We start from the raw sequence: 17,225 nt of genomic DNA, 5'->3' as shown, positions 1-17,225 counted from the left end.
TCCGGAAGGCCTTGTCACTTCGCGCCGGCTGCGGTCACTTCAGGAGATCCCGAATTCCTTGCCGATGAAGTCGAAGAGGTCGTCGTCCGTGGCGGACTCCAGTTCCTCGGCGACTCCGGCGCCGTCTTCCGGTCCTCGGTTGTCATTCCATTGCGCGAGCAGGGCCTGAAGCCGCGCGGTGACCCTGCTCCGGCCCTCGTCGTCCGGGGCGGCTCCGGCCAGGGCCAGGGACCTCTCCAGCCCATCGAGCTCCGCGAGCAGCGAGGTGACCGCCGACGCGTCGTCCGGCAGGATCTCGCCCCTGAGGTACTCGACCAGTGCGCCCGGGGTCGGGTAGTCGAAGACCAGCGTCGCCGGGAGGCGGACTCCGGTCGTCGCGTTGAGACGGTTGCGGAGCTCGACCGCGGTGAGCGAGTCGAAGCCGACCTCACTGAACGAGCGGGCCGGGTCGACCGTCTCCGGGCCGGGGTAGCCGAGGACGGCCGCCACCTGGGTGCACACCAGCTCCAGCAGCACCTCCTCGCGCTCGGGCTCGGAGAGCCCGGCGAGCCGTTCGCGCAGCGCCTCGGCACCGGCCGCGGCGGCCGCCGCGGACTCGGCGGCGCGGCGGGCGGGGGCCCGCACGAGGCCGCGGAAGAGCGCGGGCAGCATGCCGCTCCCTGCCTGTGCCCTGAGGGCGGCCATGTCGAGCGGCAGCGGTACGAGGAGGGCCTCGTCCGAGTTCTGTGCGACGCCCTGTGCGGCGTCGAACAGCTCCATGCCGCTCTCGGCCGTGAGTACCCCGACCCCGCCGCGCCGGATGCGGGCGATCTCGGCCTCGTCCAGCTCACCGCCCATGCCTCCGGCCACCGACCACAGGCCCCAGGCGAGGGAGGTGGCGGGCAGGCCGCCCGCGCGGCGGTGCTGGGCGAGGGCGTCCAGGAAGGCGTTGGCCGCCGCGTAGTTGCCCTGTCCGGGGCCGCCGAAGACGCCTGCGGCCGAGCTGAACAGGATGAACGCGGACAGGTCCGCCTCCTGGGTCAGCTCGTGGAGGTTCCACGCCGCGTGTGCCTTGGGGCGGAGGACGGTAGCCATGCGCTCGGGGGTGAGCGAACCGATCACCCCGTCGTCCAGGACGCCTGCCGTGTGGATCACGGCGGTGAGGGGGTGGTCGGCGGGAATGTTCGCGATGACCTCGGCGAGGGCGTTTCGGTCGGCGGCGTCGCAGGCCGCCCAGTGGGGGTCGGCGCCCAGCTCGGTGAGTTCGGTGGTGAGTTCGGCGGCGCCGGGGGCGGTTTCGCCGCGGCGGCTGAGCAGGAGGAGGTGGCGTACGCCGTGCTCGGTGACCAGGTGCTTGGCCAGGAGGGTGCCCAGGGTGCCGGTGGCGCCGGTGAGGAGGACGGTGCCGTCCGCGTTCCACTCGGGCGCCTGGTTCTCCGTCGCCGTCGCCACGGTGGCCCTGGCCAGCCTTGGCGCCCGGGGGGCGCCGTCGCGGAGGGCGACGTGGGGTTCGCCCGTTGCCAGGGCGGTGGCCAGGGTGTCCTGGGGCTTGCCCTTGGCGTCGGTGTCCACGAGGACGATGCGGTCCGGGTTCTCCGCTTGGGCGGAGCGGGCCAGGCCCCAGATGGCGGCTTGGGCCGGGTCGGTGGCGGGGGCGGTGTCCGTGCCGGTGCTTACGGCTCCTGAGGTGAGGATGACCAGGCGGGCGGCTGCGAAGCGGTCTTCGGTCAGCCACTTCTGGAGGAGGGCCAGGGTGTGGGTGGTGGCCTGGTGCGCCGTCTCGGCGGGCGAGGGGTTTTCCCCAATCCCGCCCCTTCCCGAAACCATGGGCTCCGCCCCCGGACCCCGGTCCTCAAGCACCGGACGGGCTTGATGTGCCCGGCCCGGGGCTGTCAGGTCGGCCACGACGTATTCCGGGAGCTGCGTGCCGGAGGCGACCGCCTCTGCCAGTGCGTCCAGATCCGCGTAGGTCTGGAGACCCAGGGTGTCCGGGCCTACTGCTGCCCACCGGTTGGGGGTGACGTCGGTGGGCTGGGCCGGGGCCGGGAGCCAGTCCAGGTGGAAGAGGGAGTCGGACGCGGCTCCCGGGCGGGTGGCGCTCAGCTGGTCCGGGGAGATCGTGCGGAGGGCCAGGCCCCCGACCGATGCCACCGGAGCGCCCGTTGTGTCGGCCAGCTCCAGGGTCACCGTGCCTGTGGTCGTGCCGTCCAGCCGCACTCGTAGGGCCGACGCGCCCACCGCGTGCAGGGATACTCCGGTCCAGGAGAAGGGCAGGCGGCCCTGGCCGTTGCCCTCTTCGGACGCGCTCAGGCCCAGTGCGTGCAGTGCGGCGTCCAGCAGCGCCGGGTGCAGGCCGAACGCGGCGGCGTCGGACGTGCGGTCCTCCGGCAGGCGTACCTCGGCGAACACCTCGTCGCCGCGTCGCCAGGCGGCGGTCAGGCCCTGGAAGACCGGGCCGTAGGCGAAGCCCGCCTCGGCCAGGCCCTCGTACAGGCCGTCGGTGTCGATGCGCTCCGCCTCGGCGGGCGGCCAGGCGGTCAGGTCGAACGGAGTCTCCACCGTGCCCGCCGCCAACGCGCCCGTGGCGTGGCGCAGCCACGGTTCGTCCGTCGGGGCGCCTTCGGCGCGGGAGTGCAGGGTGAGCGCGCGGCGGCCGGTGTCGTCGGGGGCGGCGAGGGAGAGGCGGAGTTGGAGGGCGCCCTGGTCGGGGACGATCAGGGGGGCTTCCAGGGTGAGTTCGTCCAGGCGGTCGCAGCCCGCGTGGTCCCCGGCGCGCAGGGCCAGTTCCACGAAGGCGGTGCCGGGCAGCAGCACCGTGCCCATGACGGCGTGGTCCGCGAGCCAGGGCTGGGTCTGGAGGGAGAGCCGTCCGGTGAAGGCGATGCCGTCCGAGTCGGGCAGTTCCACGGCGGCGCCCAGCAGCGGGTGGCCCGCCGCGTGCAGGCCGATCGCGGTGGCGTCCCCGCCGGCGGGTCCGGCGTCCAGCCAGAACGAGCGGCGCTGGAAGGCGTACGTCGGCAGATCGACCAGCCGCGGGCCGTACGGGGCGAACAGCGGACCGAAGTCCACGGCGGCGCCCCGGACATGGGCGGTGCCGATCGCCGTGAGCAGCGTCTCGGCCTCGGGGCGGCCCTTGCGCAGCGCGGCGGCGAAGGCGGCCGCGTCGGCGTCGGTCACGCAGTCCTGGGCCATGGCGGTCAGGACACCGTCGGGGCCCAGCTCGAGGTAGGTGGTGATGCCCTGGGCCTCCATCGTCCGGACACCGTCGAGGAAGCGGACGGCCTCCCGGACGTGGCGCACCCAGAAGTCAGCCGTCATGATCTCCTCGGCGGAGACCACCTTCCCGGTCAGGTTGGACACGATCGGGATGCGCGGGGCCTGGTACGTCAGCCCCAGCGCCACCTCGCGGAAGGCGTCCAGCATGCCGTCCATATGGGGCGAGTGGAACGCGTGGCTGACCGTGAGCCGCTTGGTCTTGCGGCCCTCCGCCTCGAAGGCCGCCGCGATCTCCAGTGCCGCGTCCTCGTCGCCCGCGACCACGACCGAGGTCGGGCCGTTGACGGCCGCGATGCTCACACGCTTGCCGAGCCGCGGGGTCACCTCGTCCTCGGACGCCTGGACGGCGATCATCGCGCCACCGTCCGGCAGCCGCTGCATCAACCGCCCACGGGCGGCCACCAGCTTCGCCGCGTCGGCCAACGAGAGCACACCGGCCACATGGGCCGCCGCGAGTTCGCCGATGGAGTGGCCGGAGAGGAAGTCCGGCTTCACGCCCCACGCCTGGACCAGGCGGAACAGCGCCACCTCGATCGCGAACAGCGCGGGCTGGGTGAAGCCGGTCTGGTCCAGCCGCTCCGCGTCGTCCCCGAACATCACCGTCTTCAGGGGCCGTTCGAGGTGCGGGTCCAGCGCGTCGCACACCTCGTCCAGCGCCTCGGCGAACGCCGGGTAGGCGTCGTGGAGCTCGCGGCCCATGCCGAGCCGCTGGCTGCCCTGGCCGGTGAACAGGACGGCCAGCTTGCCGCCCTCGGCCACCGCGCCCTCGACCAGCCCGGTCGTGGTGCGGCCCTCGGCGAGGGCGTCGAGACCGGCCAGGAAGGCGTCCCGGTCCCGGGCGACGAGGGTCGCCCGGTGCTCGAAGAGCACCCGGGAGGTGGCCAGGGAGTGGCCGAGGTCGGCCAGGGACAGCTCGGGGCGGTCGGCCGCATGGGCGCGGAGCCGGGCCCCCTGGGCGCGCAGCGCCTCGGGGGTCTTGGCGGACAGCACCCACGGCAGCACGGACGGCACGCCCGACGGCGGCGCGGAAGCCTCGGCCTCCTCGGGCTCCGGCACCTGCTCGATGATGGCGTGCGCGTTGGTGCCGCTCATGCCGAAGGACGAGATACCGGCCCGGCGCGGACGCCCGGTCTCCGGCCACTCCCGCGCCTCGCTCAGCAGCGACACCGCGCCCGCCGCCCAGTCCACATGCGGTGACGGCTCATCGATGTGCAGCGACTTCGGCAGCACACCGTGCCGCATCGCCTGCACCATCTTGATGATGCCCGCGACACCGGCGGCGGCCTGCGTATGGCCGAAGTTGGACTTGATCGAGCCCAGCCACAGCGGCTGGTCCTCGGTCTTCTCCTTGCCGTACGTGGCCAGCAGCGCCTGCGCCTCGATCGGGTCGCCCAGCGTCGTACCCGTACCGTGCGCCTCCACCGCGTCCACCTCGGACGCCGACAGACCCGCGTTCGCCAGCGCCTGACGGATCACCCGCTGCTGCGACGGGCCGTTCGGCGCCGTCAGACCGTTCGACGCACCGTCCTGGTTGACCGCCGTGCCCCGCACGACCGCCAGCACCTTGTGACCGTTCCGCCTCGCGTCCGACAGCCGCTCCACCAGCAGCATGCCCACACCCTCGCCCCAGGCCGTGCCGTCGGCGGCCGCCGCGAACGGCTTGCAGCGGCCGTTCCTGGCCAGGCCGCGCTGGCGGCTGAACTCGGTGAAGACGTCGGGGGTGGTGATGATGGTGACACCGCCCGCGAGCGCCATCGTGCACTCGCCGTTGCGCAGCGCCTGCGCCGCCAGGTGCAGCGCCACCAGCGACGACGAACACGCCGTGTCGACCGTGACGGCCGGGCCCTCGAAGCCGAAGGTGTACGCCACCCGGCCGGAGGCGATGCTGCTGGAGCCGCCCGTGCCGAGGTAGCCCTCGACGCCTTCGGGGACGGTGTGCAGCCGGGACACGTAGTCGTTGTGCATCTGGCCGACAAACACACCGACCTGCTTGCCGCGCAGCGCCCCCGGGTCGAGGCCCGCCCGCTCGAAGGACTCCCAGGTGGTCTCCAGCAGCAGCCGCTGCTGGGGGTCCATGGCCAGCGCCTCGCGCGGGTTGATGCCGAAGAACGCCGGGTCGAAGTGGTGGGCGTCGTAAGTGAAGCCGCCCTCGCGGGCGTACGAGGTGCCGGGCCGGTCCGGGTCCGGGTCGTAGAACGCGTCGAGGTCCCAGCCCCGGTCCTCCGGCAGCCGGGCGATGCCGTCCCGGCCCTCGGCCAGCAGCTCCCACAGGTCCTCGGGGGTGCGCACATCCCCGGGGAAGCGGCAGCTCATCGCGATGATGGCGATCGGGTCGTCCTCGTCCGTCCCGGCGCCCGCCGGGCCCTCCGCCCGCGCGGGCACGGCCGCCGCCGCCTCGGAGCCGAGCAGCTCCTCCAGCAGATATCCGGCGAGCGCGGTCGGCGTCGGGTAGTCGAAGACCAGCGTGGCGGGCAGCCGCAGCCCGGCGGCGCCGCCGAGGCGGTTGCGGAACTCCACCGCGGTCAGCGAGTCGAAGCCGAGGTCCTTGAAGGCCCGGCCGGCCTCCACCGCGTCCGGCGAGTCATGGCCGAGCACCACGGCCACCTGGGCGCGCACCAGGTCGAGCAGGGTCTGCTCGCGCTCGGCCGCGTCCAGCCGGACCAGCCGCTCCACCAGCGAGGGGCCGTCCCCGGCCGCGCCCGACTCGGCGGTGCGGCGGGTCGTACCGCCGCGCACCAAGCCGCGCAGCAGCGGCGGCACCATCTCGATGGGCGCGCCGGTGAGCGGCGCCAGGTCGAGCTGCATGGGCACCAGGAACGCGTCGCCCACCTCCTGGGCGGCGTCGAACAGCGCCAGGCCCTCGTCGGAGGAGAGCCCCAGCACCCCGGAGCGGGTCATCCGGGACTTGTCGGTGGCCTCCAGCTCACCGGTCATCCCACTGGCCTCGGCCCACAGGCCCCAGGCCAGCGAGGTGGCGGCCAGGCCCTGGGACTGGCGGTGGCGGGCCAGGGCGTCCAGGAAGGAGTTGGCCGCCGCGTAGTTGGCCTGACCGGGGCCGCCGAACGTCCCCGCCGCCGAGGAGAACAGCACGAACGCGGCCAGGTCCTGGTCACGGGTCAGCTCGTGCAGGTTGACGGCCGCGTCCACCTTGGGGCGCAGCACCTTCTCCAGCCGCTCCGGCGTCAGCGCGTCGATCACCCCGTCGTCCAGCACCCCGGCGGTGTGCACGACGGCGGTCAGCGGACGCACCGAGGGGATGTCGGCCAGGACGGCGGCGAGCGCGTCCCGGTCGGCCGCGTCGCAGGCGGCGATGGTGACCTCGGCGCCCAGCTCGCGCAGTTCGGCGGCGAGCTCGGCCGCGCCCGCGGCCTGCTCACCGCGGCGGCTGGTGAGCACCAGGCGGCGTACGCCGCGCTCGGTGACCGCGTGCCGGGCGACCAGGCCGCCCAGGGTGCCGGTGCCGCCGGTGATCAGCACGGTGCCGTCCGGGTTCCACGGGGCGGGCACGGTGAGCACGACCTTGCCGATGTGGCGGGCCTGGCTGAGGTAGCGGAACGCGTCCGGGGCCTGCCGCAGGTCCCACGCGGTGATCGGCAGCGCCCGCAGCGCGCCCTGCCGGAACAGCTCAAGCAGCTCGCCCAGCATCTCCTGGATGCGGTCCAGGCCCGCCTCGGTGAGGTCGAACGCCTGGTAGGAGACGCCGGGGTAGGCGGCGGCGACCTCCTCCGGCGCCCGGACGTCGGTCTTGCCCATCTCGACGAACCGGCCGCCGCGCGGCAGCAGCCGCAGCGAGGCGTCCACGAACTCCCGGGCCAGCGAGTCCAGTACGACATCCACGCCGCGACCGCCGCTGGCCTCGCGGAACGTGTCCTCGAAGGCCAGGTCGCGGGAGGAGGCGATCCGGTCGTCGGCCAGCCCCAGCGAGCGCAGCGTGTCCCACTTGCCCCGGCTGGCGGTGGCGTAGACGTCCACGCCCCAGTGGCGGGCCAGTTGCACGGCGGCCATGCCGACACCACCGGCGGCGGCGTGCACCAGCAGCGACTCCCCGCCCCGGAGGCCGGCCAGGTCGCGCAGCGCGTAGTAGGCCGTCATGAAGACGATCGGCACGGACGCGGCCTGGGCGTACGACCAGCCCTCCGGCATCGGCACGATCATGCGGCGGTCGACGACCACCAGCGGGCCGAAGCCGCCGGGCAGCATGCCCATCACCCGGTCGCCGGGCGCCAGGTCGGTGACCCCGGGGCCGGTTTCGAGGACGACTCCCGCGCCCTCGCTGCCCATCAGGCCGGCGTCACCCGGGTACATGCCGAGCGCGTTGAGCACATCGCGGAAGTTCACACCGGCGGCCCGGACCGCGACCCGCACCTGCCCGGCCTCCAGCGGCGCGGCGGCCTCCGGGCTGGGCAGCAGGGTGAGGTTCTCCAGGGTGCCCTTGTCCTGGATGTCCAGCCGCCAGGCCGGCTCTCCGGGCGGCGGCACCATGGGCCCGGCGGCGGCGGTGCGCGCCAGCCGGGGGGCGTGCACGGCGCCCCGGCGCAGTACGAACTGCGGCTCGCCGGAGGCGAGCGCGGCGCCCAGCGCCTCGTAGGAGGCGTCGGTGCCGTCGAGGTCCACCAGCACCAGCCGGTCCGGGTTCTCCGACTGCGCCGAGCGCACCAGACCCCACACCGGGGCGTGCGCCAGGTCGTGGGTTCCGGCGTCGCCCGCGGTGGCGACCGCGCCCCGGGTGACGAGCACCAGCCGGGACGCGGCGAACCGGTCGTCGGCCAGCCACGCCCGGACGAGCGCCAGCGTCCGCTGGGTGGCGGTGTGGACGGCGGCGGTCACCTCGTCCCCGGTGGCGCCGCGCGGGTCGAGACAGGCCAGGACGTACGCGGGCGCGTCCCCGGCCGCGGCCAGCGCGTCCAGGTCGGCGTGGATCGCCGCACCGGAGGTCAGCGGGGCGGGCGCGCCCTCGCCGAGCACCGTCCACGACGCGGCCGGGCTCTCGGTGGACATCGGCACGGTGGCCCAGTCCAGCCGGTACAGCGACTCGTGGTACGCGGCGGAGCGGCCCTCGGCGAGCTGCCCGGCCGAGACCGGGCGCAGCGCCAGCTGCTCGACCGAGGCCACCGGGGCACCCGTGCCGTCGGCCAGCTCCAGCGACACGCCGTCGGCACCGGCCGGGGTCAGCCGGACCCGGAGCGCGTCGGCGCCCACCGCGTGCAGCGACACCCCGCTCCAGGAGAACGGCAGCCGCCCCTGCTCATCGCCGCCCGCGCGGGCGAACGTGCTGTGCAGCGCGGCGTCCAGCAGCGCCGGGTGCAGCCCGAACCCGCCCGCGTCGGCCTTGCGGTCCTCCGGCAGCCGCACCTCGGCGAACACCTCGTCGCCGCGCAGCCAGGCCGCCGTCAGCCCCTGGAACACCGGCCCGTACGCGAAGCCGCCCCGCGCCAGGTGCTCGTAGAGCCCCTCGACCTCGGCGGGCTCGGCGCCCTGCGGCGGCCACGCCGTCAGGTCGAACGAGGGCCGCGGGCCACCGGCCACCAGCACACCGCTCGCATGCCGGATCCACGGCATCTCGGCGGGCGCGTCCTGCGCCCGCGAGTACAGCTCCAGCGTGCGGTGCCCGTCCTGCCGCGGGGCGCCGACGACGATCTGGAGCTGGACCGCGCCGCGCTCGGGCAGCACCAGCGGCGCCTCGATCGTCAGCTCGTCCAGCCGGTCGCAGCCCACCTGGTCACCGGCGCGGATGGCCAGTTCGACGAAGGCGGTGCCGGGCAGCAGAACGGTGCCCATGACGGCGTGGTCGGCCAGCCACGGGTGGCTTTCGAGGGAGAGCCTGCCGGTGAACAGGAAGCCGTCGGAGTCCGCCAGCGGCACGGCCGCGCCCAGCAGGGGGTGGTCGGCCCGGTCCAGACCCGCCGACTCGACGTCGCCCACGAAGCCCGCGGGGGACGTCAGCCAGAAGCGGCGGTGCTGGAAGGCGTAGGTCGGCAGGTCGACGCGGTGGGCGCCGGTCCCGGCGAAGTACGCGGCCCAGTCCGGGGTCACCCCACGGACGTGCAGGGCGGCGAGGGCGGTGGCGACGGTCTCGGCCTCGGCGCGGTCCTTGCGCAGCGCGGCGGCGAAACCGGCCGCGTCGGCGTCGGTGACGCACTCCTGCGCCATGGCGGTGAGGACACCGTCGGGGCCGAGTTCGAGGTAGGTGGTGACGCCCTGGGCTTCCAACGTCCGTACGCCATCGAGGAAGCGGACGGCCTCGCGGACGTGGCGCACCCAGAACTCGGGGTTCGTGATCTCCTCGGCGGAGACCAGCTCGCCCGTCAGGTTGGAGACGATCGGGATGCGCGGGGCCTCGTACGACAGCCCCTGCGCCACCTCGCGGAAGGCGTCCAACATGCCGTCCATGCGCGGGGAGTGGAACGCATGACTCACGGTGAGCCGCTTGGTCTTACGGCCCCGCGCCTCGAAACCGGAAGCGATCTCCAGAGCCGCGTCCTCATCACCCGCGATGACCACCGACGACGGCCCGTTGAGCGCGGCAATCGAGACACGCTCATTCAGCAGCGGCGCCACCTCGTCCTCCGACGCCTGCACCGCGATCATCGCGCCACCCTCGGCAAGCGCCTGCATCAACCGCCCACGCGCCGCCACCAGCTTCGCCGCGTCGGCCAACGACAGCACACCCGCCGCATGCGCGGCGGCCAGCTCACCGATGGAGTGCCCGGAGAGGAAATCGGGCCGCAGACCCCACGCCTCGACCAGCCGGAACAACGCCACCTCGACCGCGAACAACGCGGGCTGGGTGAACCCGGTCCGGTCCAGTACCGCCGCGTCCTCCCCGAACACCACGGTCTTCAGCGGCTGTTCGAGATACGCGTCCAGCTCATCGCACACGGCGTCGAACGCCTCCGCGAACACCGGGTAGGCGTCGCAGAGCTCACGGCCCATGCCGAGCCGCTGGCTGCCCTGGCCGGTGAACAGGAAGGCCACCTTGCCCTCCGCCACCGAGCCCTGGACCAGCCCCGCGGCCGACTCGCCGCGCGCCAGCGCCTCCAGGCCCGAGATCAGCGCCGCACGGTCGCCGCCGACCACGACGGCACGGTGGTCCAGCGCGGCGCGGGAGGTCGCGAGCGAGTACGCCAGGTCGGTCGGGGAGACGTCCGGCCGCCGCTCCAGGTCGGCGAGCAGCCGCTCGGCCTGTGCCCGCAGCGCGTCGGCGTTCTTCCCGGACACGGTCCACGGCAGCACGGACGGCTGAACCGCCGGAAGCGCGGGGGCCCCGGCCGGTTCGGTCTCCGGCGCCTGCTCGATGATGACGTGCGCGTTGGTGCCGCTGACGCCGAAGGAGGAGACACCGGCCCGGCGGGACCGCCCGGTCTCCGGCCACTCCCGCGCCTCGCTCAGCAGCGACACCGCGCCCGCCGCCCAGTCCACATGCGGCGAGGGCTCGTCGAGGTGCAGCGACCGGGGCAGTACGCCGTGGTGCATGGCCTGCACCATCTTGATGATGCCCGCGACACCGGCGGCGGCCTGGGTGTGGCCGACGTTGGACTTGATCGAGCCAAGCCACAGCGGCTGGTCCTCGGTCTTCTCCTTGCCGTACGTGGCGAGCAGCGCCTGCGCCTCGATCGGGTCGCCCAGCGTCGTACCCGTACCGTGCGCCTCGACCGCGTCCACCTCGGACGCCGACAGGCGTGCGTTCGCCAGGGCCTGACGGATCACCCGCTGCTGGGAGGGGCCGTTCGGTGCCGTCAGACCGTTCGACGCACCGTCCTGGTTGACCGCCGTGCCCCGCACGACCGCCAGCACCTTGTGACCGTTCCGCCTCGCGTCCGACAGCCGCTCCACCAGCAGCATGCCCACACCCTCGCCCCAGCCGGTGCCGTCCGCGTCGGCCGCGAAGGACTTGCAGCGGCCGCTGGCCGACAGCCCGCCCTGGCGGCTGAAGTCGATGAAGGTGTCCGGGGTGGACATGACGGTGACACCGCCCGCGAGGGCCATGGTGCACTCGCCGTTGCGCAGTGCCTGCGCGGCCAGGTGCAGCGCCACCAGCGACGACGAGCACGCCGTGTCGATGGTGACCGCCGGGCCCTCCAGACCGAAGGTGTACGCCACCCGGCCCGAGGTCACGCTGCCCGCCGTACCGGTGCCGAGGTAGCCCTCCAGGCCCTCCGGCAGGGCGGTCAGCCGGGAGAGGTAGTCGTGGTACATGACGCCCGCGAAGACGCCGGTCTTGCTGCCGCGTACGGTCGCCGGGTCGATCCCGGCCCGCTCGAACGCCTCCCAGGAGCTCTCCAGCAGCAGCCGCTGGTGCGGGTCCATGGCGAGGGCTTCGCGCGGGTTGATGCCGAAGAAGTCGGGGTCGAACTCGCCCGCGTCGTAGAGGAATCCGCCCTCGATGGTGGCGCTGGTGCCCGTCTGCTCGGGGTCGTCGCCCAGCAGCCCCTCCAGCTGCCAGCCGCGGTCGGTCGGGAAGCCGGAGATGGCGTCCACCGAGCCGGTGACCAGCTGCCACAGCTCCTCGGGGCTGGTGACCCCGCCGGGGTAGCGGCAGCTCATGCCGACGATGGCGATGGGCTCGTCGTCGGCGACGGCCACGGTGGCGGCCGGGGCCGCGGCGGCCTCGTCGGCCTGGTCGCCGAGGATCTCGGTGCGCAGGAAACCGGCGAGCGCGGTCGGCGTCGGGTAGTCGAAGACGAGGGTGGCCGGGAGCCGTACGCCGGTGACGGCGCCGAGGCGGTTGCGCAGCTCGACGGCGGTGAGCGAGTCGAAGCCCAGCTCCTTGAAGGCGCGTGCCGAGCCGACGGCCTCCGGGCCCGCGTAGCCGAGGACCGCGGCCACCTGGCCGCGGACGATCTCCAGCAGCAGCCGGTCGCGCTCGGGGACGGACAGCCCGAGGAGCCGGTCGGCGAGGCCGCCGGGGGCCGCGCCGCCGCCCGCCTCGACCACGCGGCGGCCGGGGGCCCGCACCAGGCCGCGCAGCAGCGCGGGGACCATGGTGGCATCGGCGTGGCGCAGCGGCGCCAGGTCCAGGTGCATGGGGACGAGCGTGGGGTCGCCCACGGCGAGGGCGGTGTCCAGGAGGGCCAGGCCCTCCTCGGAGGAGAGGGCGGCCACTCCGGCGCGGGTGATGCGCTGGATGTCGGTGTCGTCCAGGTCGCCGGTCATCCCGCTGCGCTCGGCCCACAGGCCCCAGGCCAGGGCGGTGGCGGGCAGCCCCTGGGCGCGGCGCCGGTGGGCGAGCGCGTCCAGGAAGGCGTTGGCGGCCGCGTAGTTGGCCTGGCCGGGGCCGCCGAGGGTACCGGCGGCGGCGGAGAACAGCACGAACGCGGACAGGTCGAGGTCGCGGGTGAGCTCGTGGAGGTTCCACGCGGCGTCCACCTTGGGCGGCAGGACGCGGTCGACGCGCTCGGCGGTCAGCGAGCCGATGACGCCGTCGTCCAGCACACCGGCGGTGTGCACCACGGCGGTCAGCGGGTGCTCGGCCGGAACGGCGGCCAGCACCCCGGCGAGCGCGTCGCGGTCGGCCACGTCACAGGCGGCGAGGGTGACCTCGGCGCCCGCCGCGCGCAGCTCGGCGACGAGTTCGGCGGCGCCGTGGGCGTCTCCCCCGCGCCTGCTGAGCAGCAGCAGGTGGCGCATGCCGTGCTCGGCCACCAGATGGCGGGCGACGAGGCCGCCGAGGGTGCCGGTGGCGCCGGTGACCAGGGCGGTGGACTCGGGGTCGAGGGCGGGGGCGGTCCGCTCGGCGGCGGAGGCGACCTTGGCCAGCCGCGGTACGACGACGGTCCCGGCGCGGACGGCGAGCTGCGATTCGCCGGTGGCCAGGGCGGCGGACAGCACCCGGTAGGACTCGTCGGTGCCGTCGAGGTCCGCCAGGACGAAGCGGTCCGGGTTCTCGGACTGCGCGGAGCGCAGCAGACCCCACAGCGGGGCGTGGGCCAGATCCTCGGTGTCGGCGTCCGTCGAGGTGGCCACGGCGCCACGGGTGGCGATCACCAGCCGGGAGCCCTCGAAGCGGGCGTCGGCGAGCCAGCTCTGGACCAGCTCCAGCGCGCGGTGCAGGGCCTCGCGCACGGCGGTTTCGACGGGAAGCCCGGTGTCACCCGCGAGGAACGGCGCGACGACGGCCTCCGGCACCGGGGCCCCGGCGTCCACGGCCGCGCCGAGCGCGGCCAGGTCGGCGTACCCGGCGGCGGTGGGCAGGGCGATGGCGAGCTCGGGGTGCTCGGCGCCCAGCACCGCCCACTGCCCGGCCACCACGGTGGTGTTGGCGGGCACCGGGGCGGGGGTCCACTCGACGCGGAACAGCCCCTCGTGGAAGGCCCCGCGCGCGGCGTGCACCTGGTCGGGCGAGACGGGGCGCAGCAGCAGCGAGTCGACGGAGGCGACGGGCGCCCCGCTCTCGTCCGTCACCAGTACGGCCACCGCGTCCTGACCGGCGGGCGAGAGCCGGACGCGCAGCGTGGCGGCGCCCACGGCGTGCAGCCGGACCCCGCTCCAGGAGAAGGGGAGGCGGCCGTGTTCGGTGTCCTCCAGGAGGGAGCCGATGCCCACGGCGTGCAGGGCCGCGTCCAGCAGCGCCGGGTGCAGCCCGAACAGCTCGGCCTCGGCGCGGGCGCTCTCGGGCAGCCGCACCTCGGCGTACACCTGGTCGTCGTGGTGCCAGGCGCCCTGGAGCCCCTGGAAGACCGGGCCGTAGGCGAATCCGGTCCCGGCGAGCCAGTCGTAGAGGCCGTCCACGGGGACCTCGGTGGCACCGGCCGGGGGCCATGCGGTCAGGTTGTCGTCGGGAGTGGTGGCCCCGGCGGCGAGCACACCGGTGGCGTGGCGGGTCCACTCGCCCTCGCCCCAGGTGCCGTCGGGGGCCTCCTCCAGGCGCGAGTGCAGGGTCAGCGAGCGGCGGCCGGTCTCGTCCGGGGCGCCCACGGACACCTGGAGCTGGACGCCGCCCTGCGGGGGCAGGACCAGCGGGGCCTCGAGGGTGAGCTCCTCCAGGACGTCCGCGCCCACGTGGTCACCGGCGCGGATGGCCAGTTCGACGAAGGCGGTACCGGGCAGCAGCACGGTGTCCATGACGGCGTGGTCGGCCAGCCAGGGGTGGGTCTGGAGGGACAGCCGTCCGGTGAAGAGGAATCCGGCGCCGTCGGCGAGCGACACTGCGGCGCCGAGCAGCGGATGGTCGGCGGAGCCGAGCCCGGCGGCGGTGACGTCACCGGTCCAGGGGCCGGGCGGCTCGGGCCAGTACAGCTCGCGCTGGAAGGCGTAGGTGGGCAGTTCGACGCGGCGGGCGCCGGAGCCCTCGAAGACGGCGGCCCAGTCGACGGCCACGCCGTGCACATGGGCGCGGGCGAGGGCGCCGGCCAGGGCGGTGGCCTCGGGGCGGTCGCCGCGCAGCACGGGCACGAACACGGCACCGTCGCCGGTGACGCAGTCCTGCGCCATGGCGGAGAGCACCCCGTCGGGGCCCAGCTCCACATACGTGGCGACGTCGTACTCCTCGAGCCGGCGGACGCCGTCGGTGAAGCGGACCGCCTCGCGGACGTGCCGGACCCAGTAGTCGGGCGAGCAGATCTCGTCGGCGGAGACCGAACCGCCGGTGAGGTTGGAGATGATGGGGATGACCGGCGGGGCGTACGTCACCTGCCGCGCGACCTCGCGGAAGGCGTCCAGCATGCCGTCCATGCGCGGCGAGTGGAACGCGTGGCTCACGGTGAGCCGCTTGGTCTTGCGGCCCCGCTCCTCGAAGCCCGCCGCGATCTCCAGAGCCGCGTCCTCGTCACCCGCGACGACCACCGACGCCGGCCCGTTGAGGGCGGCGATCGACACCCGCTCGGTGAGCAGCGGCGTGACCTCGTCCTCGGACGCCTGGACGGCGATCATCGCGCCACCGGCGGGCAGTTCCTCCATCAACCGTCCACGCGCGGCCACCAACCGGCACGCGTCCGCCAGCGAGAGCACACCCGCCACATGGGCGGCGGCCAGTTCGCCGATGGAGTGGCCGACGAGGAAGTCCGGCTTGACGCCCCATGTCTCCAGCAGCCGGAACAGCGCCACTTCGAGGGCGAACAGCGCGGGCTGGGTGTAGCCGGTGCGGTCCAGCAACCCGCTGTCGTCGCCGAACATGACCTCGCGCAGCGGCCGCTGGAGATGCTGGTCGAGCTCGGCGCACACCTCGTCCAGGGCGCGGGCGAAGGCCGGGACGGCCGCGTACAGCTCACGACCCATCCCGGCGCGCTGGCTGCCCTGGCCGGTGAAGAGGAACGCGACCTTGCCCTCGGCGACCTCGCCCCGGACGACGCCGCCGGTGGGGGCGTCGTCGGCGAGTTCGGCCAGTCCGCGCAGCAGTTCGTCGCGGCCGCCCTCGCCTGTGAGGACCACGGCCCGGTGGTCCAGCGCGGCGCGGGTGGTGGCCAGTGAGTGGGCCAGGTCGACCAGGCCGAGGCCCGGGTCGTCCTGCACCCGGGCGGTGAGCCGCTCGGCCTGGGCGCGCAGCGCCGGTGCGCTCTGCGCGGACACCAGCAGCGGCACCTGCCCGCCGATGCCGGTCCACTCCGAGGGAGTGGTGTCATCGTCACCGGGGGCCTCGCGGTCCTCGGCGGGCGGCTGCTCGATGACGGTGTGCGCGTTCGTACCGCTCACACCGAAGGAGGAGATGCCCGCGCGGCGCGGCTGGCCGGTCTCCGGCCACGGGGTGTTCTCGGTGAGCAGGGAGACGGCGCCCGCGTCCCAGTCCACGTCCCGGGAGGGCGCGTCGACGTGCAGGGTCCTGGGCAGCACCCCGTGCTCGATGGCCTTGACCATCTTGATGATTCCGGCGACACCGGCGGCGGCCTGGGTGTGGCCGAAGTTGGACTTGATCGAGCCGAGCCACAGGGGGCGGCCCTCGGCCCGGTTCTGCCCGTACGTGGCGAGCAGGGCCTGGGCCTCGATGGGGTCGCCGAGGCTGGTGCCGGTGCCGTGCGCCTCGACGGCGTCCACCTGGGCCGGGGTGAGCCGGGCGTCGGTGAGCGCCTGGCGGATGACGCGCTGCTGGGACGGGCCGTTGGGCGCGGTCAGGCCGTTGGACGCGCCGTCCTGGTTGATGGCGGAGCCACGGACGACGGCCAGCACCTTGTGGCCGTTCTTTCGCGCGTCCGACAGCCGCTCGACGAGCAGCATGCCGACGCCCTCGCCCCAGCCGGTGCCGTCCGCGCCGTCCGCGAACGCCTTGCAGCGGCCGTCGGGCGCGAGGCCGCGCTGGCGGCTGAAGTTGATGAACGCGCGGGGGCTGTTCATCACCGTGACACCGCCGGTGAGCGCCAGCGAGCACTCGCCGCCTCGCAGCGCCTGGATGGCCAGGTGCAGTGCCACCAGCGACGCCGAGCACGCGGTGTCGACGGTGAGCGCCGGGCCCTCCAGCCCGAAGGTGTAGGAGATCCGGCCGGAGATGACGCTGGCGGCGTTGCCGGTGAGCAGATACTGCTCCACGCCCTGCGGCAGCGTGTGCATCAGCTCGGGGTAGTCCTGGCCGTTGGTGCCGACGAAGACACCGGCCTTGCTGCCGCGGAGCGTGGCCGGGTCGATCCCGGCCCGCTCGAACGCCTCCCAGGACGTCTCCAGCAGCAGCCGCTGCTGCGGGTCCATGCCGAGGGTCTCGCGCGGGCTGATCCCGAAGAACCCGGCGTCGAACTCGCCCGCGCCGTCGAGGAACCCGCCCTTGTCGGTGTAGCTGGTGCCCTGCTCGTCGGGGTCGTCGGCGAAGAGCGCGTCGACGTCCCAGCCCCGGTCCGTGGGGAAGTCCGCGATGGCGTCGCCGCCCGCGGCCACGAGCTCCCACAGCTCCTCCGGAGACGTGACGCCTCCGGGGAACCGGCAGCTCATGCCGACGATCGCGATCGGCTCAGGCTCCTGCGACTCGACCTCGCGAAGACGCTGCCGCGTCTGGTGCAGATCGGCAGTTACCCGCTTGAGGTAGTCGAGGATCTTGTCCTGATCCGCCATTG

1 protein-coding gene is annotated in these 17,225 nt (G+C 74.4%); it reads right to left on the bottom strand.

Annotated features, from left to right (window positions below):
• Positions 1-39: 39 nt before the first annotated feature.
• Complete coding sequence (locus ACMTAK_RS32210) at positions 40-17,223, bottom strand: SDR family NAD(P)-dependent oxidoreductase (RefSeq protein WP_413809415.1); 17,184 nt, start codon at positions 17,221-17,223, stop codon at positions 40-42.
• Positions 17,224-17,225: the final 2 nt, after the last annotated feature.

Origin of the sequence: Streptomyces lacaronensis, from assembly GCF_047337785.1 — a bacterium.
Lineage (GTDB): Bacteria > Actinomycetota > Actinomycetes > Streptomycetales > Streptomycetaceae > Streptomyces > Streptomyces lycopersici.
Note: the sequence above shows the minus strand (reverse complement) of the source record. Positions and strands in the feature narration are given on the sequence as shown.

Coding starts and splice junctions, on each gene's coding strand:
- ACMTAK_RS32210 (WP_413809415.1), bottom strand. CDS start 17,223: ATGGCGGATCAGGACAAGATCCTCGACTACCTCAAGCGGGTAACTGCC.